This window comes from Mycobacterium sp. P7213, assembly GCF_900604305.1.
Lineage (GTDB): Bacteria > Actinomycetota > Actinomycetes > Mycobacteriales > Mycobacteriaceae > Mycobacterium.
Genome location: NZ_UWOA01000063.1, coordinates 1 through 21,910, shown reverse-complemented (window position 1 = coordinate 21,910; position 21,910 = coordinate 1). Strand labels below are relative to the sequence as shown.

At 65.2% G+C, this 21,910-nt stretch carries 26 protein-coding genes and 1 pseudogene; 15 read left to right on the top strand and 12 right to left on the bottom strand.

The genetic code is table 11. The features are described 5' to 3' along the window. The 6 genes from EJK91_RS21955 to mobF all read left to right on the top strand — a co-directional run. On the top strand, positions 1-776 hold a 776-nt coding region (locus tag EJK91_RS21955; RefSeq protein ID WP_206430446.1), incomplete at its 5' end, for a hypothetical protein. 356 nt (positions 777-1,132) lie between these two features. After that, positions 1,133-1,411, top strand: coding sequence for a hypothetical protein (locus tag EJK91_RS19305; protein ID WP_125079717.1), 279 nt, complete (start codon positions 1,133-1,135; stop codon positions 1,409-1,411). A gap of 85 nt (positions 1,412-1,496) precedes the next feature. After that, positions 1,497-1,655, top strand: coding sequence for a hypothetical protein (locus EJK91_RS21950; protein ID WP_164518030.1), 159 nt, complete (start codon positions 1,497-1,499; stop codon positions 1,653-1,655). Positions 1,656-1,735: 80 nt separating this feature from the next. Beyond that, positions 1,736-1,930, top strand: coding sequence for a hypothetical protein (locus EJK91_RS19300; RefSeq protein ID WP_064920599.1), 195 nt, complete (start codon positions 1,736-1,738; stop codon positions 1,928-1,930). A 96-nt stretch (positions 1,931-2,026) separates the two neighbouring features. Then, entirely contained in the window at positions 2,027-3,154 is a 1,128-nt protein-coding gene (locus EJK91_RS19295) for a rep protein (RefSeq protein ID WP_125079716.1), read from the top strand. Between the two features lie 481 nt (positions 3,155-3,635). Continuing rightward, entirely contained in the window at positions 3,636-6,458 is a 2,823-nt protein-coding gene (gene mobF, locus EJK91_RS19290; protein ID WP_125079715.1) for a MobF family relaxase, read from the top strand. On the opposite strand, the gene EJK91_RS19285 is transcribed toward mobF, so the two are convergent. Further along, entirely contained in the window at positions 6,455-7,003 is a 549-nt protein-coding gene (locus tag EJK91_RS19285) for a hypothetical protein (RefSeq protein WP_125079714.1), read from the bottom strand. The two genes, mobF and EJK91_RS19285, sit on opposite strands and share 4 nt — an antisense overlap. After that, on the bottom strand, positions 7,000-7,911 hold the full coding sequence (locus tag EJK91_RS22755; protein ID WP_241178755.1) for a hypothetical protein: 912 nt from the start codon (positions 7,909-7,911) through the stop codon (positions 7,000-7,002). Before EJK91_RS22755 ends, EJK91_RS19285 begins: the two co-directional genes overlap by 4 nt. A 1,107-nt stretch (positions 7,912-9,018) precedes the next feature. Between EJK91_RS22755 and EJK91_RS22750 the strand changes: the two genes are divergently transcribed. Further along, positions 9,019-9,294 (top strand): hypothetical protein, encoded by a 276-nt coding sequence (locus tag EJK91_RS22750; RefSeq protein WP_241178754.1) that lies wholly within the window; start codon positions 9,019-9,021, stop codon positions 9,292-9,294. A 164-nt stretch (positions 9,295-9,458) separates the two neighbouring features. Here the strand turns inward: EJK91_RS22750 and EJK91_RS22745 are convergent, their stop codons facing one another. Then, positions 9,459-9,947, bottom strand: a complete 489-nt coding sequence (locus tag EJK91_RS22745) for a hypothetical protein (protein ID WP_241178753.1) — start codon at positions 9,945-9,947, stop codon at positions 9,459-9,461. Between the two features lie 145 nt (positions 9,948-10,092). Between EJK91_RS22745 and EJK91_RS19270 the strand changes: the two genes are divergently transcribed. Continuing rightward, positions 10,093-10,389 (top strand): hypothetical protein, encoded by a 297-nt coding sequence (locus tag EJK91_RS19270; protein ID WP_125079712.1) that lies wholly within the window; start codon positions 10,093-10,095, stop codon positions 10,387-10,389. A gap of 128 nt (positions 10,390-10,517) precedes the next feature. After that, positions 10,518-10,709 (top strand): hypothetical protein, encoded by a 192-nt coding sequence (locus EJK91_RS19265; protein WP_125079711.1) that lies wholly within the window; start codon positions 10,518-10,520, stop codon positions 10,707-10,709. A gap of 75 nt (positions 10,710-10,784) precedes the next feature. On the opposite strand, the gene EJK91_RS19260 is transcribed toward EJK91_RS19265, so the two are convergent. Together EJK91_RS19260 and EJK91_RS19255 are read right to left on the bottom strand one after the other, a co-directional pair. Beyond that, complete coding sequence (locus tag EJK91_RS19260; protein ID WP_125079710.1) at positions 10,785-11,345, bottom strand: RES family NAD+ phosphorylase; 561 nt, start codon at positions 11,343-11,345, stop codon at positions 10,785-10,787. Next, positions 11,342-11,683 carry an antitoxin Xre/MbcA/ParS toxin-binding domain-containing protein gene (locus EJK91_RS19255; protein WP_125079709.1) on the bottom strand — a complete coding sequence of 114 codons (342 nt, stop codon included), beginning with the start codon at positions 11,681-11,683 and terminating at the stop codon, positions 11,342-11,344. The genes EJK91_RS19260 and EJK91_RS19255 overlap by 4 nt, the downstream gene beginning before the upstream one ends. A gap of 83 nt (positions 11,684-11,766) precedes the next feature. Between EJK91_RS19255 and EJK91_RS19250 the strand changes: the two genes are divergently transcribed. Then, positions 11,767-12,915 (top strand): hypothetical protein, encoded by a 1,149-nt coding sequence (locus EJK91_RS19250; protein WP_125079708.1) that lies wholly within the window; start codon positions 11,767-11,769, stop codon positions 12,913-12,915. A 99-nt stretch (positions 12,916-13,014) separates the two neighbouring features. Further along, entirely contained in the window at positions 13,015-13,248 is a 234-nt protein-coding gene (locus tag EJK91_RS19245) for a DUF2188 domain-containing protein (RefSeq protein WP_125079707.1), read from the top strand. 16 nt (positions 13,249-13,264) lie between these two features. Here EJK91_RS19245 and EJK91_RS19240 read toward each other — a convergent pair whose 3' ends face one another. The 7 genes and pseudogenes from EJK91_RS19240 to EJK91_RS19210 all read right to left on the bottom strand — a co-directional run bounded on the left by EJK91_RS19240 (position 13,265) and on the right by EJK91_RS19210 (position 17,378). Then, on the bottom strand, positions 13,265-13,831 hold the full coding sequence (locus EJK91_RS19240) for a recombinase family protein (protein ID WP_125079706.1): 567 nt from the start codon (positions 13,829-13,831) through the stop codon (positions 13,265-13,267). Next, complete coding sequence (locus tag EJK91_RS19235; protein ID WP_241178752.1) at positions 13,828-14,139, bottom strand: hypothetical protein; 312 nt, start codon at positions 14,137-14,139, stop codon at positions 13,828-13,830. The genes EJK91_RS19240 and EJK91_RS19235 overlap by 4 nt, the downstream gene beginning before the upstream one ends. A gap of 294 nt (positions 14,140-14,433) precedes the next feature. Beyond that, a pseudogene (locus tag EJK91_RS19230) lies at positions 14,434-14,574 on the bottom strand (antitoxin); the annotation flags it as partial. Between the two features lie 29 nt (positions 14,575-14,603). Then, complete coding sequence (locus EJK91_RS19225) at positions 14,604-14,831, bottom strand: hypothetical protein (protein WP_125079704.1); 228 nt, start codon at positions 14,829-14,831, stop codon at positions 14,604-14,606. Then, a complete protein-coding gene (locus EJK91_RS19220) occupies positions 14,824-15,402 on the bottom strand; it encodes a ParA family protein (RefSeq protein ID WP_125079703.1) in 579 nt (192 codons plus the stop codon). The genes EJK91_RS19225 and EJK91_RS19220 overlap by 8 nt, the downstream gene beginning before the upstream one ends. A 78-nt stretch (positions 15,403-15,480) precedes the next feature. After that, a complete protein-coding gene (locus EJK91_RS19215; protein WP_125079702.1) occupies positions 15,481-16,254 on the bottom strand; it encodes a hypothetical protein in 774 nt (257 codons plus the stop codon). Between the two features lie 395 nt (positions 16,255-16,649). Continuing rightward, entirely contained in the window at positions 16,650-17,378 is a 729-nt protein-coding gene (locus tag EJK91_RS19210; protein ID WP_125079701.1) for a hypothetical protein, read from the bottom strand. A gap of 799 nt (positions 17,379-18,177) precedes the next feature. On the opposite strand from EJK91_RS19210, the gene EJK91_RS22190 reads away from it, so the two are divergent. The 4 genes from EJK91_RS22190 to EJK91_RS23035 all read left to right on the top strand — a co-directional run. Continuing rightward, positions 18,178-18,642, top strand: a complete 465-nt coding sequence (locus EJK91_RS22190) for a hypothetical protein (protein WP_206430444.1) — start codon at positions 18,178-18,180, stop codon at positions 18,640-18,642. 586 nt (positions 18,643-19,228) lie between these two features. Continuing rightward, a complete protein-coding gene (locus EJK91_RS22740) occupies positions 19,229-19,423 on the top strand; it encodes a hypothetical protein (protein WP_241178751.1) in 195 nt (64 codons plus the stop codon). A 116-nt stretch (positions 19,424-19,539) separates the two neighbouring features. Further along, on the top strand, positions 19,540-19,692 hold the full coding sequence (locus EJK91_RS22735; RefSeq protein ID WP_241178750.1) for a hypothetical protein: 153 nt from the start codon (positions 19,540-19,542) through the stop codon (positions 19,690-19,692). A gap of 867 nt (positions 19,693-20,559) precedes the next feature. Then, positions 20,560-21,910, top strand: a 1,351-nt coding sequence (locus tag EJK91_RS23035) for a PGRS repeat-containing protein (protein WP_346773477.1), incomplete at its 3' end; no start/stop codon positions are given.

The following is a 21,910-nucleotide window of genomic DNA, read 5'->3' as shown; positions in this document are numbered from 1 at the left end:
GCCCCACCGGCGGCCGCGACGGGGGCTCCGGCGGGAACGGCGGCGATGGTGGCAGGGCCAGCGGAACCGGTAGCACCGCTGGAGCCGGGGGCAACGGCGGTGACGGCGGCCTGAGCAGTCCTGTGGGTGGCCGCAACGGTGGTGATGGCGGCAGCGGCGGGAACGGCGGTGATGGCACCGATGGCGCTGCTGCCAGCCATGGTGGTGCCGGTGGTACCGGCGGTGGTGCCGGGGCCGGCGCTAGTGGCCATGGAGGCAACGGTGGCGTTGGAGGGGCCGGTGGTGCCAGCGATGGCGGCGTCGGTGGCGCCGGTGGAAGCGGCGGCACCGGATCAACCACCGGCAGCTTGGGACATGCCGGTGGCGGCGGCGGTGGCGGCGGTGGCGCCGGTACCGGCGGCCAAGGCGGCAACGGCGGCGATGGCGGCAACGGCGGCTCCGGCATGGGCGCCATGCCAAATGATCCAGACAGAGATATCGCAACCGGCCAAGGCGGCACCGGTGGAAACGGCGGAAATGCCAACGGTGGCATCGGCGGAAACGGCGGAAACGGCGGAAACGGCGGCTCCGGCCCGCTGGACGCCCAAGGTGGCATCGGCGGAAACGGCGGAAACGGCGGCCAGGTCGGTCCCAACGGCAACGGTGTCGGCGGCAACGGCGGTAACGGCGGTGGGAGTTCCCAGAACCCCGGCGGCAACGGCGGAAACGGCGGCGGCGACGGAACACCCGGAACACCGGGCGCTGATGGCGCAACCGCGGAGAACCCATCCAGCTGACAAGTGAGGTGGGCTGCCGTCAACGCCGGCGACGGACCCGGCAGCGGATTCGTCCCGATCGGAAGCTGACGAGGCGGTCGGCATTCGATTAGAGGACTAGGCGCTGCTGCGGTTGGCGTCAGACGATGGCGGAAACGCTTCACGGCCACCGACTTCCAATGTGTCGGGATCGGACTCGTCCATGTCGGTCACGGCCGCCATCGCCTTGCTGAATGCGTTGGCTGAGGCATATTGCTCCGAGGTCCTCGAAGGCCCCGTAGCCGCTTGCATCCGAGCGGATACCTACAGAATCGACCCAAGGAAACCTGGCAGTAGGCTCAACTTACGGACTAACAGACTCACAGTCAGGCGACGACATGCCGAGGAGCGACGACAACCACCTGCCCGCGGACGGGCTCACCCCCGGGCAGTGGGTCCGGTACGACAAGCTTGAGCGGAAGGAGACTCGGCTGCGGCCGGATCAGTACAGCTCACTGAGTGAATTGAGCCGTAGCCTCAACCGTCAGCGGCGGGGCCGTGGCGACCGCATCACTGAAAACACGCTCATCCGGGTGGCGATTGATCTCCTGCTCAGTCGGGAAGCGGAGCTGGCTGGCGCCACCGAGGCCGACCTGCGGACGTCCCTCGGGCTCTGAGATCGCCAACAGGCGTTGGAGGTTGCCAGATCCCTCATTAACTCTGTAACTTCGAAACATACAAAGTTTCTATGCAGGGGTGTGTATGTCTGTCGATGATTCGGATGTTCAGCAGGTTGTCCTCCACATGGCCTTCGACGTCATCAACCGACTTCTCGGCAATCCAGCGGACACCAAAGCGCAAGCGGCTGCGCGGCAAATCGTCCGCGGTCAATTTCCCTACAACGCCTTGCTGCGCAGGTGAGACTTGCGCGGTCACAAAAACATCACGGCGCCCGGCGTGTCATGGCCGCTGTACCTGGTACTTGCAGCCATGATGGCGTCATGGCTCAACCACATAAGGGTCCGCGCGAGCAGATTAAGACGCGGGTGCATGCGGAGGTCTACGCCGATCTGCGCCAGCTGGCTGCAGAACGCGGTTCGTCGGTCAGCCAGGTAGCGGCTGACCTGATTGCGGCCGCAGTTGGCCGCACCGACCTGGTACGCGACATACCGGAGGCACTGCCGCTGGCGATGTGAACCGAACGCCCGATACGGGCAGATGTGACAGCTCAATAGACGACGAAAGCCCCGGCTGGCACCAGGGCTTTCGGTGCCCCCCGAAAGGGACGTGTCTTGGTCGACTCGTCTCACGGTAGCGCATATCTGCATCAGATTCGAGCAGACGCGCAAACCCGTGACCACTGTGTTTCTAATATCCGCGTTGACCTGCGTGTTGCCGATAAGCAACACCGCCGACGGGACTGGGTCACCCGCGCGGGCTCGTGTGCGGCCCGCGTTCCGGTGTGGCGCAGCCGCCAGGCGTGGCTCGACGATGTGCAGGCATGGGCGGCCACACCGCAGCTAGCGCAGGTGTGTCGCAGCAAGCGGGTGTCGATTGCAGCCCCCACGCTCGTCGCGATCGCCACCGCAATGGCTGAGCACGCCGATCACGCTACCGGGCGACACTGTGCGGTGACCCGCGCCACGATCGGCGCTGTAGCCGGCTGTGGCCCCGACACAGTGACTGTCGCCTGGCGGGTGCTGCGGACCGCCGGCTGGGTCCTGGAGGCCCAGCGCGGACACGGCTCACCCACTACCCCCGAATGCGGCCGCCGGCCGTCGATCTACCACCTGATCCCGGTTCGCGAGCAGTCCACAGCTGTGGAGTTTCCCGACCTACCGCCGAAGGCGGTTTCTAGCTCTTTACGTCCCGTAGGGACTCCCTCACCAAGCGCGCGTCCGCGCGCCCGCACGGAGAACCCTCGACCAAAAAACCGTGGGCCGCGCCGCGGCCCACGGCCGCTGACGCTCCAACGGCTCGCCGCCGAGCTCATCAACACATGCCACGGGATCGGGCACAGTCACGCAGGTGCCATCTGCGACGCACTCAGCGCCGCCTGCATCGACCCACAGATCTGGACAGCACGCCAGATCACCACCGCACTCAACACCGACATGCGCACAACCGGCTGGACCTGGCCCGACCAGATACGGCATCCTGGAGCGTTCCTGGCATCACGACTCAAACGCATCGACTGGTCACCACCAACAGCCCACAACACCGGCGGTTACGCCGCCGGCACCGACAAGACACCCTCCGAGGCTCAGGTGCGGACCACATCCAGAGAACAAGCGCGGCGCGAACATGCTGCTGGTCGGGCGCGCGGCAAAGCGGCCCTGACGGGACCTGGCCATGCCGCAGCATTCGAAGCCCTGGCACTCGCGCGCCAGGCTGCCGCGCACCGTCATAGCCCCCGCTGATCATGCTGCGCGCGAAGCGTTGATCACCCGCGCAACGTACTGGTCGTAGCCGTGGTCCGTTTGCCAGCAGGAACACTCCTGGTCTAGGAGCCACCGTGCTCTGCTACGCGCATGGCGGTTCGATCCAGACGATGTCGGCATGTGCTGGCGATAGCATCGTGCCGTCGACAAGCCAGGACAGCACCCGCTCTGACGCGTCGCCGCCTCGCTGCACCAACGCCTCCATCAACCTCACCTCCACTCCCATCCCCAGCACCACAACATCACCACCTCCCCTTGCCCTGACACCTCCGCTCCCTCATTCTCACACGCCCACCACCACACCTGACCACTTCCTACCCCACCACCCAAACCATCACTGCAATTTCTGGCACATTGGCACAAGTTGTGCAAGACTGGTTGCGGCCGCGCGGGGCGCGTCCACAACCGTCCCGTCCCCCAGCGGGCGAACGGGATCGGCCGGGTCAGGAGGTGGTCGCTCGTGTTGACGCTTTCTCGCCTCTCGCGCTCGAGCATCGCCTACTACGAGAAGACGGCGAGCGAGGCCAAGCAGGCCGCGATGGACCGGCAGGCCGCCGGTGGTGGGCTCGGTGAGTACTACACCGAGGGCGACACTCGGGTGCCGACCTGGATCGTCACCGGGGATGCTTCGCAGGTTGCTGAGCTGACTGGGTTGACTGACGCTCAAGTCGCCGGTGGGTTTGCTGACGGTGATCAGGTGTCGGCCTGGCTGGACGACGGCATCGCCCCGAATGGGGCGACTGGTCGGGCATTTACCACCGGGTCAGTGCACGGCTTTGATCTGACGTTCGCCGCACCCAAGAGCGTGTCGTTGGTGCGGGCGCTGAGCACCGATCTTAATGAGAAGGTGGTCGCCGAGGCCCACACGCGGGCCGTCAAGGCGGCCCTGGACTACCTGCATCAGCACGCCGGCTACACCCGGGTCCACAACCCGCTGACCGGCAACAAGGATTTGCAGCGGCTGCCGGGGTTGACTGCCATCGCCTACCAGCACGAGACGTCACGGTGTGGTGATCCGCACCTGCACACCCACGTCATCCTGCCCAACCGGCAGGCGCGCGCCGACGGTGTGCTGGTGTCGATCGACTCCAAATCGCTGCATCACGAGGCCAAGGCCGCCGGCATTGTCTACCAATCGGTGCTGCGTCACGAACTGCACGCCGAGCGGGGTTTCGAGTTCACCACGGTTGGTGAGCACTCCGGCATGGCCGAAATCGCGGGCATCACCAAGGCGTGCATCAAGGCGTGGTCGCAGCGGTCGACGCGGCTGCGGGAATGGGCGCGCGACAACCTTGTCGTTGTCGATGGGGAGCCCACCGCGGCGCAGCTGCAAGCCGCGCAAAAGGCGACGCGGCCGCGGAAACCGGAATCGCTCGCGTGGGCCGACCTCAAAGAGCAGTGGCGCGCCGATGCGCGCGGGTTGGAGATCGACCGCGCCGCGCACACCGAAGCGCGCCGCGCCAACCGCGGCGCATCGCGTGATCTGTTGGTGCGCCCGCGCCTGGCGCAGATGGTCGCGCGCATCGACAAGGCCGCGTTTACCCGCGCCGACCTGGTGGAGCTGGTCGGCGCGCTACTGCCCTACGACGCGCCCGGCAGCCCGCGCGAGCTCATCGAAAAGATCGTCGACACCGTCTCGATCCGCGTCTCCGCGCAGCGCGAACGCCACCACCGCGAAGGCCACGAGCACTACACGGTGGACGCGATCATCCGCGAGGAAGAACGCATCTTCGAGATGATCGACGAGAAAGACGCGCGGACCCGCATCGACGTGCGCCGCGACGACCTCGGAGACCTCTCCGCCGACCAAGCGCGGGCCGTCGGCAATATCGCGTCCTCGCCCTACCTCGTGCAGCCACTGCAAGCGCCGGCCGGCGCCGGCAAGACCCACTCCCTCAAAGCACTCCGTGCGGGCGCGCACCGCGGCGGCAAGAAGGTGCTCGTGGTCGCGCCGACTGGCCGCGCGGTGGACGAGGCCATGCGTGAGCAGGCCGGCGACCGTGGCCTGACCGTGGACAAAGCGCTCAGGCTCATCGGTGACGATCAGCTCCGCCTCGATCGGAGCACCGTGGTCGTCGTCGATGAAGCCGCCATGGTCGGCACGCCAAAGCTGGCGAAGCTTCTTCAAGCCACCACCGCTGCGCGGGCCAAGATCGTGCTCGTCGGCGATGCTTATCAACTCGCGCCGGTCAAATCCCGCGGCGGTATGTTCGAGCAACTCTGCACGGACCTGCCCTGGTCGCAACGCCTTTCGGAGGTATGGCGCATGCGCGATCCTGCCGAGCGTGACGCGTCGCTGGTGGTCCGCTCCGGGCGCGGTAATCGACTTCGCAAGGCGATTGGCTGGTACCGCAATCAGGGCCGCTTGCACACAGGCGATCAGGTGGCGATGGCCCAAGACGCCACCACGGCCTACGTCACCGCCCGCGCGGCCGGCAAGGACGCGGCGATCATCTGCGACCGCTGGGAAGTCGCTGATGCCATCAACCAGAAGCTGCACGACCACTACACCGCCGCAGACGCGCCGAGTGTCCTGGCCGCACGCGATCAGCACGTCCGCGCCGGTGATCTGATCATGACGAAACGCAACGACGCCGACATCGCAGTTGAACCGGGGCCGGAACATTCACGCGGCCAGCAACTCGATCAGGTCCGCAACGGCAACCGCTGGCTAGTCACCGCTGTCGACACCGACCGAGGCCGCATCGCCGCCAAGAGGCTCACCGACTCTGCCCGTACCGTATTCGACGGTGACTACCTGAAAGAACACGTCACGCTCGGGTATGCCGGCACCGTTCACTCCGCCCAGGGCATGACCGTCGGTGGAAGGACTTTCGGAGGTCGCGACCGTGCCGGTGTGTGCTGGACCATCATGTCTGACCGCGCCAGCCGCGCCGTGGCCTACGTCGGGATGACCCGAGCCCGCGACGAAAACCACGTCGCGATCTACCCGGCCGTGACTAACGAAGCCGACGAACAGGTACGGCGCGGCACCAAACACGAAGCCGCCGCAGCCCTTCACACGATCTTGACCGCCAAAGGCGACCGGGCCCAGACCATGCACGCCGCCGCTGAGACCACTGACCGTGCCCTGCTACCCACGGTGCTAGCCACACTCCTGGACCGCAACGATCAACGACGGACTACCCGGGCTCACGCTTGGAGCCGACGCACCGCCGAAACGCGCGCCCGAGAAGATGCCCTACAACGCATCACCAACGCCACCAGCCGTGCGCGCAGCCGCAGCCGCGGCCGCGACGAAGGTTACGGGCTGGAACTCTAAAGCTGCGGTGGTAGGGCCGTGTAGGACACGATGCGGGCACCCTGCTCAATCAGACTGAACGGCAACGACTCTTGGCCCCACAAACTGCACAGCCACAGGGCGTGATAACGCACCAAACCGTGCACCGCCCGCACTCGAACCGCCGAATCTGGGTGCGGCACGCCGCGACCACGATCATCGATGTATATGTACCCATCCCGGTCGACCAGCGCATCGCTCAGTGCCGACGTCACACGTGCGAACCACTGCGGAGCGGCGCCTTCGGGCAGCACGGATGGCTCCAAGAAGGGTGACGCAGCGTGTGTCAGTCGAAACCCCTCGGCGAACTCCTCGGCGCCGGCGTACGTGGGCGCAGCCGCGCGGCCAAGTTCAATGATCGACGTATATGCGTGGCGATCTGCGGACATCTGCGCCGCAGCCAGGCCAGCGACGTGACGCAGCACTCCTTGGCTGTCCTCACCAGCCCACAACACCGCGGCCGCGGCCGCAGCAATCGTCTGCTCAGCCGCAACCTCCAGCTGTTCCAGCTGTTCCCTAACACTCATTCGCGTTCCTGCTGGCCTACCGCCGAGTCAGCTATTTGCCTTGCTAGATAAGCGATTTCCGGGTGCTTGATATCCGGTCCATCTGCATCGTTGTCGAGGTCCCAGAGCAGCAGGAGCTCTGCCAGCCGCGCCACATCGTGGCAGGCCCGCACATACGGGGAAGCGGCAGTGGCGTCACCAGGCAGCCAGCCCGGCCGCAGTCCCGATCCCGTGCTCATCAACTGCACGGCCTCCGCTCGTAGCGTCCACCACCGGTCAGCCGGTACTTGCACGCCACTGCTCAGCAGCTCCAACACCTCCCGGATGATTGGTGGCACCGCAAGATCGGGCACCGTCCCGGCCCGGCCCAGTGCCGTCTGTGCGGCGGCGAACGTGGTCATCCATGCTTCGGACCGATCGGGCATGCGGCCGTCTCGACCGAATCCGGTCAGCCGCGCGTACTCACCCCGGTCGATGGTCTCCAACCGGTGCATATGTCCTTCGTCGAGATGCATCGGCTCAACGGCACCACTAGGTGATGGCTTCGTAGCGCATTCGTCGAAATGCGGAACACCGGCCGCCCGGGCTGGTGCTGCAGAGCCGCCGTACTCCGTCGAGACCGCCAGCGCCCACAACTCGGCCCGGCTACGTTCGGCCGCCCACTCAGCGAATGCCAGCATCGTTTCAGCCGGATTGGCCCAGCTAAACCAGCGCGACCGGAACTCTCCCGGTAGGTCCGGCTCGCTGAACAGCATCCGCGCAGAGCGCGGCACAAACACTCCGCGCGGAATGAATCCAGCGCCCTCGCTACTCGTGATCACCGTCTCCGCGCCCGACCGGGTGAGAAACACGCCGACGCACCAGTCCAGAAACAGTCCATGGACCGCGGAGGCGCGCAGCAGCTGATCGACCAGCTCAGATGCCCTCACCAGCAATGGATCAGGCTTGGAGGATCGGACCGCCTCGTTGGCAAGACCGGCCGATGCGCCAACACCCGATCCCACAACACCGGGTGGGAGCGGAGCCACCGTGCCGCCTGACGAGCTGGAGCCTGATGAGGCGGCGGACATAGCCGGCGGCGATCCTGTCGCCGGTGCTACCGCCACCGAGGAGGCGGGCGCGCGAGCGACATCCGACCCGAACGGCGGCAACGGTCCAGTCGACACGCCGCTGGTACCAACCGCTGAACCTGCACTCATCGCAGGCCCGGGTGCCACGGCGGGACTAGCCGCCGCGGGCCCGCCAGCGGCGGCAGCGACCGGCGGAGGTGCCGACGACAGACCGCCCGCAGTTCCAGCACTGCCGGAGGTCGACGGCGGAGACACAGGCGGCGCGAACGGCGCGGCCGGCCCCCCGAGGCCCGCGCTCAAGCCGCGGGAGAAGTCCGACGATGACGCCGGCCCAGGCCCGGCGCCACCAGAGAGCCCGCTACCTCCCAGGCTCGCGGGGGAGCTCAACCCTTGCGATGGCAGACCGCTGCCGCCAAGCCCCGCTGGCGTGCTCGCCGTTGGTGTCGACGGCATGCTGAGCCCGCTGTTACCCAACCCTGACGAACCCGCCGAGGGCATCGATGGCGGGCTCCCGCTACCTGACCCCAAGCTGGGCATGCTCATCGGCGACGGTATTGCTGACGGGGTCCCAGCGGCGCCATCGGCACCGAGGTTATGCTCCTTTCGGACAGCATCGGATTCCCCAGGGAACCGATTACCTGTTCCCGCGATGTCACCCTGGCTGGAGTCATCCGAGCCAGTTCCTTTTGATCCCGAACTCTTGTCTTCCCCGATGTTGTGCTCGCGCCGGTGTGGTCCACCTTTGGTGCTGTCGCTATCGCGCGGCGCGTCTTTTGGTGCGGGGCCTCGCCGCCAGCCAGCCGACATTCCGCTGGCTGAGTCGGGTGCACATTTCTCGGGCGGTGTACTCGGGGTTCCGCTTCCAGGTATAGGGCCAGAGGGGTTGCCCCCGAGGCCAATTGAGGATCCTTGTGCGCTGATGGCGGCTGTGGCCTTGGCGGATATGGCCGTTGCATCGCGCCGTGCTTGGGCGACGATAGCTGCGATCTGCTGTTGGGCCAGCACCGGATTCAGCGATCCCGAGGACATCGCCTGCATGATCTTGTCGATCTCAGCGTGGGCTCGCGCGTCGACATCGTCGAGGTCCTCCCGAAGCCCGGCCAGGAGACGGCCAACCTCCTCGGACACCCGCGCCATCGCGAAGTACTCATCGGCCTGCTGAGTGCACGTGGCCGCGGATCGGTAGCACGCATCGCAGAAGCCAGTGATCGCGTCGCCAGACTGCTCCCCCGCGACTTGTGAAGCAATCGAACGAATCTGGTCGGCGCAGCCGAGCAACTCAACACCCTTGCCGTGCTGCGCCTCAGCAGCCGACTGGAAGCTCGACGGGTCAGTGTGGGGCCAGACTCCCCCGACGATCACTGCCGACCACTGGCGGCACGGCATCCCCGCCGGAGCTGTAACCGCTACCACGCGACCCCGAGCCGCTCGCAAACGTGCAAGGGACCGCTAAATGCCCCGACGCTATCGGAAAACAAGGTCCGTAGGGAAAGCGGGAGCGGTCCCGGCTCCAGGTCCAGCGCGATCAGATGCTTGTCGTCGATGAACCGCTGGACGCTACGCCGGAGAAACGGGTCGGCGTCCTGGTGCTCATCAACGACCGGCTGCACCCGTCTGATCCAGTCGACGATGTCGGTGATGAATTTCGGCGTGGCCGCGTCGCGCGCAGGCGTACCAGAATCGCCCAATTCGCCATACTCGTTGTTTATCCGGTTCTCCTCCGCCAACAGTGGGCCGATTGCGGTGCACAGTGCGCGGTCCGCTTGGGTCGTATCGCTCGCCGCCGGTGCACTGGAAGGCTGCGCGGCTTCTCGCGCCGCGGCCGGACGCGTCGCCAAAGCGGCACTCCCCACCACCAGAGCGGCAATCGCGGTAATCAGCGCCACCACGGCCATCCACGAAAACCGTGGTCGGCCCAACTGTTGCTGAACTGGTGGTGGCCAAACGTGTGCAACACCGCGAGGGTCCATTTCACCAGCGTAGGACACCCAACCGACACGTTTTCACACTATTTTTCAAGGCCCGAATATCCGGATCAGCTTGGCAAACCCCGATATTCGCCAGCCGAGCATCGCGCAGATGCAGGTCGAGCTGGCCATGCTGCGCGCCGCCGGCGACATGAACCGGCGGCAGTCCGGCGGCCGGCGGCCCCTCGAGGACACCGCCAACGACGCCCAGGCGGACGCCGCCGCCGGCGATGCCTTGACCCAGCGGGCCGCGTTGCGCCGCGACCATCAGCGCGCCGCCAACACCACCGCGGCGATCTGGCAGCAGATTAACCAGGGCCGAAGCCGGCCCCGCCGCGAGCGAGACCAGGGCGACTACCTCGGTCTTTAACCCCAGATCGGTCGGGTGAGCGGCCTAGCCGCCTGGCCGCGCCGCGGCACCTCGCCTGCACGCCCCATGTGTAGAACGTCGTCTCAACCCAGAAGAAGGGACCGATGTTCTACAGGAAGGCCCCTGCGATGCTCTCACCTTCAACTGACCCGCTGATGACGCTGCGCACCGCTGTTGTGCTTATTGGCGGGCTCCTGATCGGCGTCGCCGCCGGCGCCCTGACCTACTGCGGTACCAAGAAGCTGGCCACAGCGGTGCTGGCCGGCGGCAGTGCATTCGGAGTCGGTGTCGTGTGGCTGCACACGATCATTGCGGCTTAGCCCAGGCTTAGCCCTGGTGGCCGCCTAAGCGAGGTCGTCGTACTACGGCGGCGATGATCAGACAGCGTTGTCCGGTCACGGGTTCCGTAGTTCTCGGTAGCGGGTGGGTGTCAGATCCTCGCTGTGACTGACGTGGAGCTGGCCGGGGCGGGTTCGCTGTTCGTAGGCGGTGATGACCAGGCCGACTCCGCCAGCCGCGGGCACCAGGACGCCCTGCACGTGCAGAAACCACGCAGCATGGCCCACTGCTTGGCAGGCTGACCAATCATCTCCGTAGACGTCGTCGTCTTCCAACCCCACCGCTTCGCGGGCGTCAGCGGTGGTGAGATCCAGGACGGCCAGGTCGGTGGCGTCGATGGTGTGTAGCCGGTAGGTCGCTTCGAGCAGCTTTTCTGGGGTCGTGGATGCCGCCTGTGCAGCGCGTTCCACCTCAACCATGCAGGCTTGCGCGGAATCGGCCAGGTAGATCGCCGAGAACAGCAAGGGCGGGTTCCACCTGCCACCGAATCTGCGCGCGCCCTCCCCTGACAAGGGTTCACGGTGGGCTGTGGTGTATCGAGCACACGTTCCCGACCATTGGATGGTGCCACGCGCATCGATGCGCTGCACCAGGCCTTCATCGAGCGCATCGCTCACACGAAGATTCCTTCGGCCATGGCGTCGATGAGGGCTAAGACGCGCTGATACTCCCCATCGCGTACCAGGTCGGCGGGCTTGCTGTGTGCGAGTAGTCGGTTCGGCGAGAACATCCACATGTTGGCCTGGTCGCGGGGAAGGACTTCAGTCAGCGCGTCTGCGACGTAGGCCAGCTCGATCAGTCGTTGCTTGTTGAGGCGTTGCGGGACGACCTGACCTGAGGTCCAGCGCGCCACCGAGCGGGCCGACGCATCGACGATGTTGCCGACCTCCTCGTAGGTCAATCCCAAGTGTTCGATCGCACTCGACACGGTCGAGGCGAGCGCATTAACTCCCATGATCTCTGCCTGTCTTCTTTTTGTCAGTCATTATGTCATGTATTCTGACACGAAGTGATGCCGGCAGGCGAGAGGAAGTTTCAATGGGCGTTCAGTTTCGGCTCGGACCCAACGACCACAAGCCGGTCGAAGACTTCCTGTCCCGCGACCATGCCGGCACGGCCGCCATCACCCTCGACACCAAGGCTGCGCGTCACCAAGCGGCCGCGGCTGCAGCCGCCGTCGACGCGGGCCGGCACGTCTACTGGGAACCCGCAGCCGAACGGCTGGCCAACGACGGTTTTGGCCTCGACAAATTCCCGCTGTGGACCGGCCAGCCTTACGAGATCAACAACCTCTCCGGTAACCAGGTGGCCCGCGCCGCCCTGGTCGGTCTGACAGTTGAGAAGCACCCGCCGCAGGTCACACACATCACTGCACCGCACTTCTACGTCACCGATGAGCGCACCGCGCGCCTCAACGTCGATCTCGCCGAACGCACCCGGTTGGCCGTCAGCGACAAACCCACACGGGCCGTGATCACGATTTCGACCACCGCTGTGAGTCGCCTCGGCATCGATCTCGCCGCCGAGTACGCCGGCGCAGGGATCAGTAACGTCGAGATCCGCTTCTCCCCCTTCGGCGGCGACGACGAAGGTATCCGCAAGATCCGCGCCGCCTTCGGGGTTCTCGACCAGTTCCGCGAGTACGACATCACCGTCACGCTGGGGCTGTCGGGCAACATCGGGCGCGCCGCTCTGGCCATGGGCCACGCCGACGCCTACTCAGTCGGTCTGGGAATGCTTGAAAAGGTCAATCACGCCCAAACGATGGCCCGCTACCGCAAGGCCCCCGACCCCGACAAGGAGCAAAGCGGTGGCGCCGCCGGCGGTATCTATCTGCCCCGACTCGGAGCCACCGTATCAGCAAAGGCGGCACGACAGCTGTTGAGCCACACCGATATTCGCACTCGCGTCGGGTGTCGTATTGGAGCATGTCGCAACAGCGTGACAGGGCCCCTCGACGACCGCCGGGCGCACTACCTGCACTCCCGGGCCAGCGAGGTGGCTGAGATGCTTCGTCGGCCGGCGCCCTGGCGCGGGGCGATGGAAATTGACCGTCTCAACGAGGCCATCGCATTGCGTGAACGCGTCAACGAGCACTACCTCAGCGACGACGTACACAAACTTGGCACGCGCACTCTGCGCAGCCTCATTGACGAGATCGAACACGAACAGCAGCGGGCTTCTTGAGCGGCCCGAAGGGCGATAGGCCGTGGCTCAGGTCCGTGTCCGTGTCGTACTGCGGGAGTAAATTTTGAACAACCGATCACGCCGATAAGGAGCAGCACGGTGGCTGACTACGACGTCCAGTACGACAAAAATTCAGATGACTGGGGCGCCAAACGTGCCGGGGCAGGGCGAGCTGCTGGGCGCTACGGCACCCAGGCTGAGGCGCACGACGCCGCACGGGGCTTTGCGGAACGCAGCGGCGGCGGCGAGGTGCGAGACCACCGCAAGGACAACAACCGGATTCGGAACACTGACACAGTCGGGAAAAAAGACCCCTACCCGCCAAAGGGCTGAACCCCGGAACAGACCATCAACTGGCCGCTGCAGGGTTCTCGCCGAGCGTCCGGTAGACGGTTGACCGCCCGACCCCGAGCAGCTGAGCTATCTCCCAGACCGGGACGCCTTGAGCACGTAACTGCTGGGCGTGTGCCAGCCGCGCGCCCTTCAACGCTGGTCGGCGCCCGCCGACCCGGCCGCGTGCCCGGGCCGCGGCCAGGCCAGCCACCGTGCGCTCCCGCATCACAGCGCGCTCGAACTCGGCCAGCGCACCGAACACGTGTAGGACGAGTCGGCCGGCGGCCGTGCTGGTGTCGATCTGCTCCCCCAGCGACCGCAGCGCCACACCACGGCCTGCCAGGTCCTCGACGAGGCGCAGTAGCTCAGGCAACGACCGGCCGAGCCGGTCGAGGCGCGCAACCACCACGGTGTCGCCCTCCTGGGCCGCAGCGAGAAGTTCTGCCAGAGCCGGCCGGTCGGCCCGCAGCCCAGACGCGGTGTCGGCGAAAACCCTTTCTGCGCCCGCGGCGTTGAGCGCATCGACCTGAGCCTGCGTGCTCTGCTCGGCAGTCGACACCCGCGCGTACCCGAGCAGGCTCAAAGCTGGCCCTGGGTGGTAGCGAACCATTCACGGGTCGCTGGACAGCCAGCGGCGATGTCGGCCTGGCCGTCGTCGAGGCCCCACAGGTCGCACGCCCACCGCTCCCAGGTCGATTCCAACGTCTCACCGACGCCCGCGAGAACGTCACCCCGCCCCAGTAGCGCAGCCACGGCCGCCACCTCGCCGGTTGACCACACAGACCGGTACTCATCCCAGCCGTAGGTACGCGCCAGGCCCGCACGGTGCAGCAAGTCCGCCGCCCGGCGTGCACGGTCCTCATCGGTCGGCCGGCGGAACAGATTGCTCATCACGTCACCCATGTCTCTGATGCTGCCCTACCCCACCGACATAAGTGGGACACGATTACGGGACCGCCAACGCGCAGGTCGGCGACGCACCGCACCACGGTCCCAGTAACGATCGTTACCGGGACGGCAATCCGGTCCGGTCGGCAAATCCGGTAGGTGTTGTGAGTCGGAGGATGGCCGATCCCGGGTGTTGGGCCGTGTAGCAGGCGCTTGTTTCGCAGATGCTGAAGTGTCTTGCGGCCGCGCTGAGGTGCGTCTTTCGGGCCGCACGATAGACCTGGCCGCGCAGCGGCGTCACTCCGCGACCGCCCGTTGGCGCGCAATGCGCCGCTGCCGGGCCGCGTCTCGTTCGGCCTCGGATTCATACGGGTAGCTCGGATTATCCTCAACGGCCGCCGCGTAGGCGGCGTCAAGAATCTCGTCTTGGAACTGCTCCATTGCTTAACTAGAACGTATTGACGTAATTACGTCAATACGTTCTCTTTGAGCCACTGGTCGGCCAAGTCCGTCAGGATCTTGCTCATGCTGGTGTCGCGGTCAAGCGCGGCTTGCTTGAGTGCACGCACCGTCGCGCGGGGTAGGTACACCGTGGCCCGCTGCATTTCATCGGCTGGCGACCGGAATGCCTCAGCAGCCCGCTTGGCCGGCTCCGTCTTCACCCGAGCCGCCATCTTCGCCGACAGATCAGGCATGGACCAACGCCCCCATCAACTCGCTGAGCACATCGTCATAACCGTGCAAATGGCTCGGTGCTGCGCCGTAAGCGCGCCGAATACCCTCCCTGCGCACGATGGGTGTACCAACTACTGGCACGCCCTCGCCCTCCAGGAGCGCCCGCACCTCATCAGCTAGGCGCGTACGCATATCCACCCCGGTCAACAACACGGCTGTCGGCCGGTGCGCGGTGATCTCCAGAGTTGGCCACACTCGGCGGACGTCCAGCGGTGAGGCCCCGGTCGGCACGACCACCAGGTCGGCCACTTCGATCGCCTCCTGGATTACCTGCGCGGTACCTGGCGGTGTATCGACAATCACCAACTCTTTATCCCGATCAACCGTCAACGGCCGGCCCGCCGGCACAACGGGAAACGGCAGCGGCGCGTCTCCACGCGCATCCGCCGCCCACTCCAGAGCCGAGCCCTGCGGATCCGCATCCACCAGCACCACGTCCAGGCCACGCCGCTGCGCGGCCGTCGCCAGATACACCGCGGAAGTCGTCTTAGCGACCCCGCCTTTCGTATGAACCAGAGAAATCACAGCCATGTGCAAGACTGTACGCAATGACGTAACAACGTCACTGCACCGACACGCCATAGCGTACTTACGTTGTTACGTCATACCCTACGGACTGGGCCGGCGCCGCCACACTTCCGGAATGCGGCTATTGGCGGTGTACCAGTCGGTCAGCGCCGGGTCGATCGCCTTCAAGAGCCGGGCCACCGTGCGGTGATAACTCATCGGGTCGATGTCGAGCAGGGGCTCCATGTGTGCCACGCGATTTCGGATGCTGTGGAGCCGCTCGACCCAGAACTTGATCACCGCTGGGTTTGGGTGATTGGGAAACGCATGCCGCAAGGCGGCATTCCACAGTGTTGCCTGTGGCCGGGGTTTCAGCCCCGGGGGAGCAGTGGATGAATTTTTGCGAGGCAGCAGCACGTTCCATGTGCCGAACGTCAAGTGAGCCACCACATCGTCATGGTCAACCGCATGCCCATGGCGACGATGTCCTGGAGTCCTAGCGTCCCGGTCTTTCTCTGCACGCTGATAAGCGTCGCGGTAGGTCGAGTAATTTCCCGCCCCGCCACCTCTGCGGGGATTTAGGACCCCCCACAGCGGAGCGGCCGGCATCTTCACCCACTCATGGTTGTAGGTGATGCCACGGCCTGTATGCGGAGGTTGCGCCGCGTTCCAGACCCGCAGCTGCGCATCGACTGCGTTTCGCAGGAATACCTCGGCGACCCCAAGCGCTTCGTACATGGCACCCGCCAGCTCGATGTTCCAGCGATACAGCTCGAGAGCGGCGCCGACGTCAGAACCAGCGGCGGCGAGGTAAGTGGATAGCCTGGCGCCGGTGATGTGATCGGTGACTGCCTGGAGCTTCAGGCCTTGAAGCACAGCGTGTCTCCTTGGTAGTCTGACAGCAGAGGCGAGGGCTAGGACCTCGCGAAAAATTGAAGGTACCCTCCGCAGCAACATGGCCGCGGGGGGCCTTTCTTTTTGTAACCCAAGCGACGAGGGCCTGGTCGGCCCGGATCAACTCGATAAGCCACGACCTCAGGGACTGGGGGCCAAAGACCGCAGCCACGTGCACGAAGTGCTAGGACGCCGGCCAACCTAAAGCGACGCGAGGTGACGTAATGACGTCACTGCACCGACACGCTATGACGTACAGACGTAATTGCGTTGGCAGATGCCAAGGCTCGGTTACGGCGGGAGATCCTGATCGCGGGGCCTAGGTCGAATCGCTCAGGGCGGTTAAGCGGTTAAGTTGTATGCGTCCAAGACCTTCGCTAATGCGGGATTGCGGGACGGGGAGCGATAGCCATCCCGTCATCAACGTCGATAGCGGTTTTGATGGAGTCGCGTAACCAGACGGTCCAGCAGGTCCAGTCGCTACCATGCTTGGAGCCGTAGCGGATTCCGATCGGCTGCGTTCCATCAGCGAGACGCACATTTGCTACCTGCTCCGCAAGGAGTGTGGTCAACGATCGGTCCGGACTTCTCAGTTCTGCAACCGTGACCTGCTTCATTCCCCGCTCCCACAGCCCGCACGGGATGTGCTGTTCCAGGTATCCGACTGTACGTGAGTGCTCGACCTCCACCAGCCATCCAGATGACGGAAGGGTGAGCATATAGAGCCGAAATCCAAAGAGCCAGTTCAAATCTACAGCGTATGGCGGCAACCGCCGGCCAGCAGCGACCCAGTCCTGCTCAATGAGTTCATCGATGGTGGCGCCAGCGGTGTCATCTAGGTACCTGGCAGCGGGCGCGCCCCGAGGCTTTTTGAGGCTCCCCAGCAGCTCCCCGTAGGCACCTTCGGGGCTGCATGCTGCGTAAATCGTTTGCTCGCCGGCAATATCGAATCGGTTCCAACCAGTACGGTCGTCAGAGCTGCTGATGCTTCGGCGGCGTGGATTCAGGGGACCAAACGATGGCTTCGCTAGCCGGAAGAGGATTTGTTGCGAGGCCGGCACCAACGCCATGCCTGTGGTCGCGCAGGGATGGACATCGACTGACAAACGGTGGCCTCCCGCAGCTAGAGATGGTCATTCTAAGCTGCGGGGAGACCCCCGTGCGGCATTACCGTGTCAGTTGTCGGTGCCATCCACGAAAGCGGCCGCTGCAGTCATCACCTTGCGGAACTCCCCATCGCGTATAGCCAGATACGGAGGCACTTCTTGAAGGCGTGGGTTAGCCCCGATAAACCATGCCCGTGCGACGTCGTCGCCTTCTGAGCTAGCAACAGCGCACCATGCACGGTGCGCAACCTGCAGGCGCTGAAGCGCCTCAGCCCGAGGGGTAGGCCCACCTTCTGATGCCCACTTGTGGGGAAGTTTCCTGTCTCGCACACCGGCCATGACGGCGACCATGGTCGGCCCCAGGTGCTGGACCAGCTGACGGGCTAGTTCAGCGTGCGGCAGGCGAACGGTCTTGGTGTGGTTCAAGACTGCGTCATCGACGACAGGCATCGTCATCACGTTCCTTCGATCTTTCGTGGCTACTACTAAGACGGACACTACTACAATTCCACTCAAATGCAACTACGAATCATCTGCGGTTGCTCCAAAGTTTTATTGCGGAAGTCGCCTCAACGAGACGCCTCGCGGAGACGCTGTGCATGACTTTGAGGGCCGAAGCGGTCCGATCTGACGCCCATCCGTTGGCGGTAGCTGTCATCTTCGTCCACCTCATAAATCTCACGTGGTCGCGCGCATGAAGAGCTGGTAGGCCAACAGGAGATAGTAGACGTAACAATGCAATAACGTAATGACGTATAGTTGCTATTACAGCATCGCATGGAGCATCGGGGGTGACTCTATGGTCGAGCCCTTCGCAGGCCGGGTGATCGCATCGTGGGGGAACGGCACCTGCGATGACGACCTCGTTGCCAGCATCGAATCGCTGTATTGGGAGCGGCTGCGGTTCCCACCCTCGTGGCCTAAACATCGACGCCAAGGCTTCATCACGCGCCATGCTGACCTCGCTGCCAGCGAGCTGAGCAGCCTATTCGACGACCTCATCGACACCGTCATCAATGACCACGGTCTCCGGTATGGGGTCATGCCACACAGTGAGGACGCGGCCCAACTTGTCCGGGCTGCCCGTCGTGAGGCCCTCGATGACTTCCTCATGCGCATCGACGACGTGGCCGACGAAATCGCCTACGCCGCCGCCGAGGACCCCGGCCGCGGCCACGGCAGCATGACCGCCTGCGGACCCGGCCAACGTCCGCCAACCATTCTCACGCACCGCCGCCGGCCACGGCATAGTTCACGACCGTGACCCTGCATCGTGCCGATCAACCTCGTCGTCGCGGCCACTGACCAAACGAACGATGTCTGCGTAGCTCCGGGCTACGACCACCACAGCTCCGGCCACGAGAGCGGTAATGATGACGGCGGCAGCCAGAATCTCGGTAACGATGACGGCGACGGCGACCATGGGACTCCCTGCATTCGGTGAACAGTCCTCTACTTATTTCCGGGGCGCTCGACAGAGTGATAACAGGGCACCGTGCACACGCACTCTGCGCGGCGCGGCCAGCCGGGCCGCCCTTTGGTTGGAGCTACGGGCCCGAGGGGGCCCATTACCTCGAGCCACCCAAGCGTAATGACGTATATACGTCATTACGTCATCACGTCATAATTCATCGCCGGCCCGGCGGCTGACGGTGCTGACGTACCCTGCCGGATCTCTAGGTCGGTTGCGTGTCGCTGCTACGGAGCACAATGGAGCTGTTTCACCTGGTCGCAAGCTCCTGAAAAATATTTTCCTCGGAGTTTCAGGGGTGCCCGTCACCCGCGGACTTAAGAGGAAGCGACAACCGTAGGGATCGGTTGTCTCCTTCTCGCCTCCTGGAGATGTAGTTATGGATCGACCAGACCGACTCGGCCCGCCGGTCGATTCCGCGCGCTTACAACCTGACAACCAGGCCGCCGATAACCCGCCGATCGACAACGGCTTGGTCGGTCGCTGGCTCGACGATCCGGACCTTGCCGCCGAACTCGCTGATGAACAAGAACGCGCCTTCAGCGACTCCAAGCTGATGACGAACTGCTGCTAGCTCTGCAGCTGAACGGGTTCGCCGGCTCACAGTGGGAGCGGTTCACACGCGAGCTGGCCCGCTACGGCCTCGGAGTACTCCGTGCCTGGATTGTCCGCGGGAACATCTACGGCAAGGTGCAATCTCTCACCGGTTACGGACTCAGCCGCCTCGACGGCTGGCCCGACCGTCAGACCGCCGAGGACCTGGCCGCCGAGACCGTCGTCGTCGCGCTGTGCAATTACGTCATTACGTCACAGTGCCCCTTCCTGGCCCGCACATTGTGGTGAACGTTCCGGTGGTGGGCGTCAAGGGCCACGGCCGCTACGCGATCGACCACAGGCCGACCCTTGACACCCACCACCGGAACGCACAAAAGCCGGCCAATACGAGGAAGGGGCAGCTAAGACCACCGGGAATACCGATGGCTCATTGCCGATGACCACAGCGGGCGCACCGCCGATTCGGAAGTGCCGTCGCCCGATTCACGCTCGTGAACAAGGCCAGCACAGCCAGCAAGACATGCACCGCCGTTACCCAATCGACGGCCTGGGCGACGACGAGAGCGCAGGCCATCGCGATGGTCACTTGCAGTGTCGGCGACGCGGCAGATCGGTAGGGCTTCTCGTCCGGGATCTTCGGATCTACCATGTGCAACAGGTTCCTTCCTTTGTTTCCAGCAATCGGGACCGTGGAGCTGATCGACACCGCACGCCATGCCCGGCGTGACATTCGGGTGTCGGTCAGTTTCCTTTTGTGCCCACCAAGCAGGCACGAATCTCATCTTGAAGGTGACCAGAGACACGGCGCAATAGATGACACGCGGCCCTGCCGACTTTCGACCTCGCGCCGAGCCGCATGTGCGGCCCCGACTCCGGATGATGCATACGAAGATCCTCACCCCGCCAGGGTGAATAATCCAGAGGACCCAGACCGCGGCCACGCACCGCGGCGGTGGCTCAAGACAGGCCGTAGCGGCGGCGCAGCTCAAGGCTTACCGCTGGCTACCCCAGTTTCAACTTCCCTCCAAAGAAGATTTCGGGCGCGTCCTCCGAGTACAGGCGCGGAGTCTTGGTGACCGCTCCTCCGCATAAGGTGCCGAGAACTCGATCCCTCGCTACCATGACGAGGTCTGATACTGAGAAGGGACTAATAAGATGGCACGGCTGAACACACGCTCGGGACTGCGGCGGGTGACCGCTGCGGGAGCGTCTGTAGGGGCCTGGGCGGCCTTCGGATTGGCCCCGGCGGCGTACGCAGACTTCGACGACTTCTTCGGCGATCTGTTAGATCCGGCTGCGTGGGGCACCCTGTTCGACCCCGGCTACTGGGACGGTTCGGACTCGGCTTCGACGCTCGACCTCGCGTTCAACGGTGATGACCTGGCAGGTGCGGCCCTGAGCACCGATGTCACTTCGCTGCTCGATTCCGCTTCCTTCGCCGACTGGTTCCAGAGCGACGTCTACCTGCCGTTGCATGCTGCGATGCAGGACTGGATCGACAGTCCGTTCGGTTCGCAGATCGACGACCTCATCAACCCGTTGTTCGCTTTCGGTGGCTCCTGCGGCTTGATCTGCAACGGAGTTGATGGCAGTGAAACCGATGTCGACGGCGGCAACGGAGGTTGGATCTTCGGTGACGGCGGAACCGGCTGGAGCAGCACCGAAGACGGTGTGGCCGGTGGTGCCGGTGGCTATGGCGGCTGGCTGGGTAACGGCGGCGACGGCGGCGACGGCGGCGCTGGTGCCGATGGCGGCGCCGGCGGTGCAGGCGGGTTCTTCGGCAACGGCGGTACCGGCGGCGATGGCGGCACGGGCCTGGACGGTCTCCACGCCGGCGACGGCGGCAACGGCGGTGCCGGCGGCCAAGCCGGTCTGTTCTTTAGCACCAACGGTGACGGCGGCAACGGCGGCAACGGCGGCAACTCGGTCGGCGACGGCGGGACCGGTGGCGCCGGCGGCAATGGCGGTGCCAGTGGCCGCCAAGTCGGCGGCACACCCACCGTGTACCCCGGCTCGATGTTCCCCCTCAACTCCGGTGCAGCTGGTGGCACTGGCGGCAACGGCGGTGATGGCGGTAGCGCTGAGGGCATTGGCAGCACAGGGGGCGTCGGCGGTGACGGTGGCAACGGCAGCCAGGCAGGCCTTTGGGCTGTCCGGGACGGTGGTTCCGGAGGCAACGGCGGTAACGGCGGTGCGGTCACTGGTGCCGACAGCACCGCTGGCAACGGCGGGAACGGCGGTTACGGCAATATCAGCGGCCCCACCGGCGGCCGCGACGGGGGCTCCGGCGGGAACGGCGGCGATGGTGGCAGGGCCAGCGGAACCGGTAGCACCGCTGGAGCCGGGGGCAACGGCGGTGACGGCGGCCTGAGCAGTCCTGTGGGTGGCCGCAACGGTGGTGATGGCGGCAGCGGCGGGAACGGCGGTGATGGCACCGATGGCGCTGCTGCCAGCCATGGTGGTGCCGGTGGTACCGGCGGTGGTGCCGGGGCCGGCGCTAGTGGCC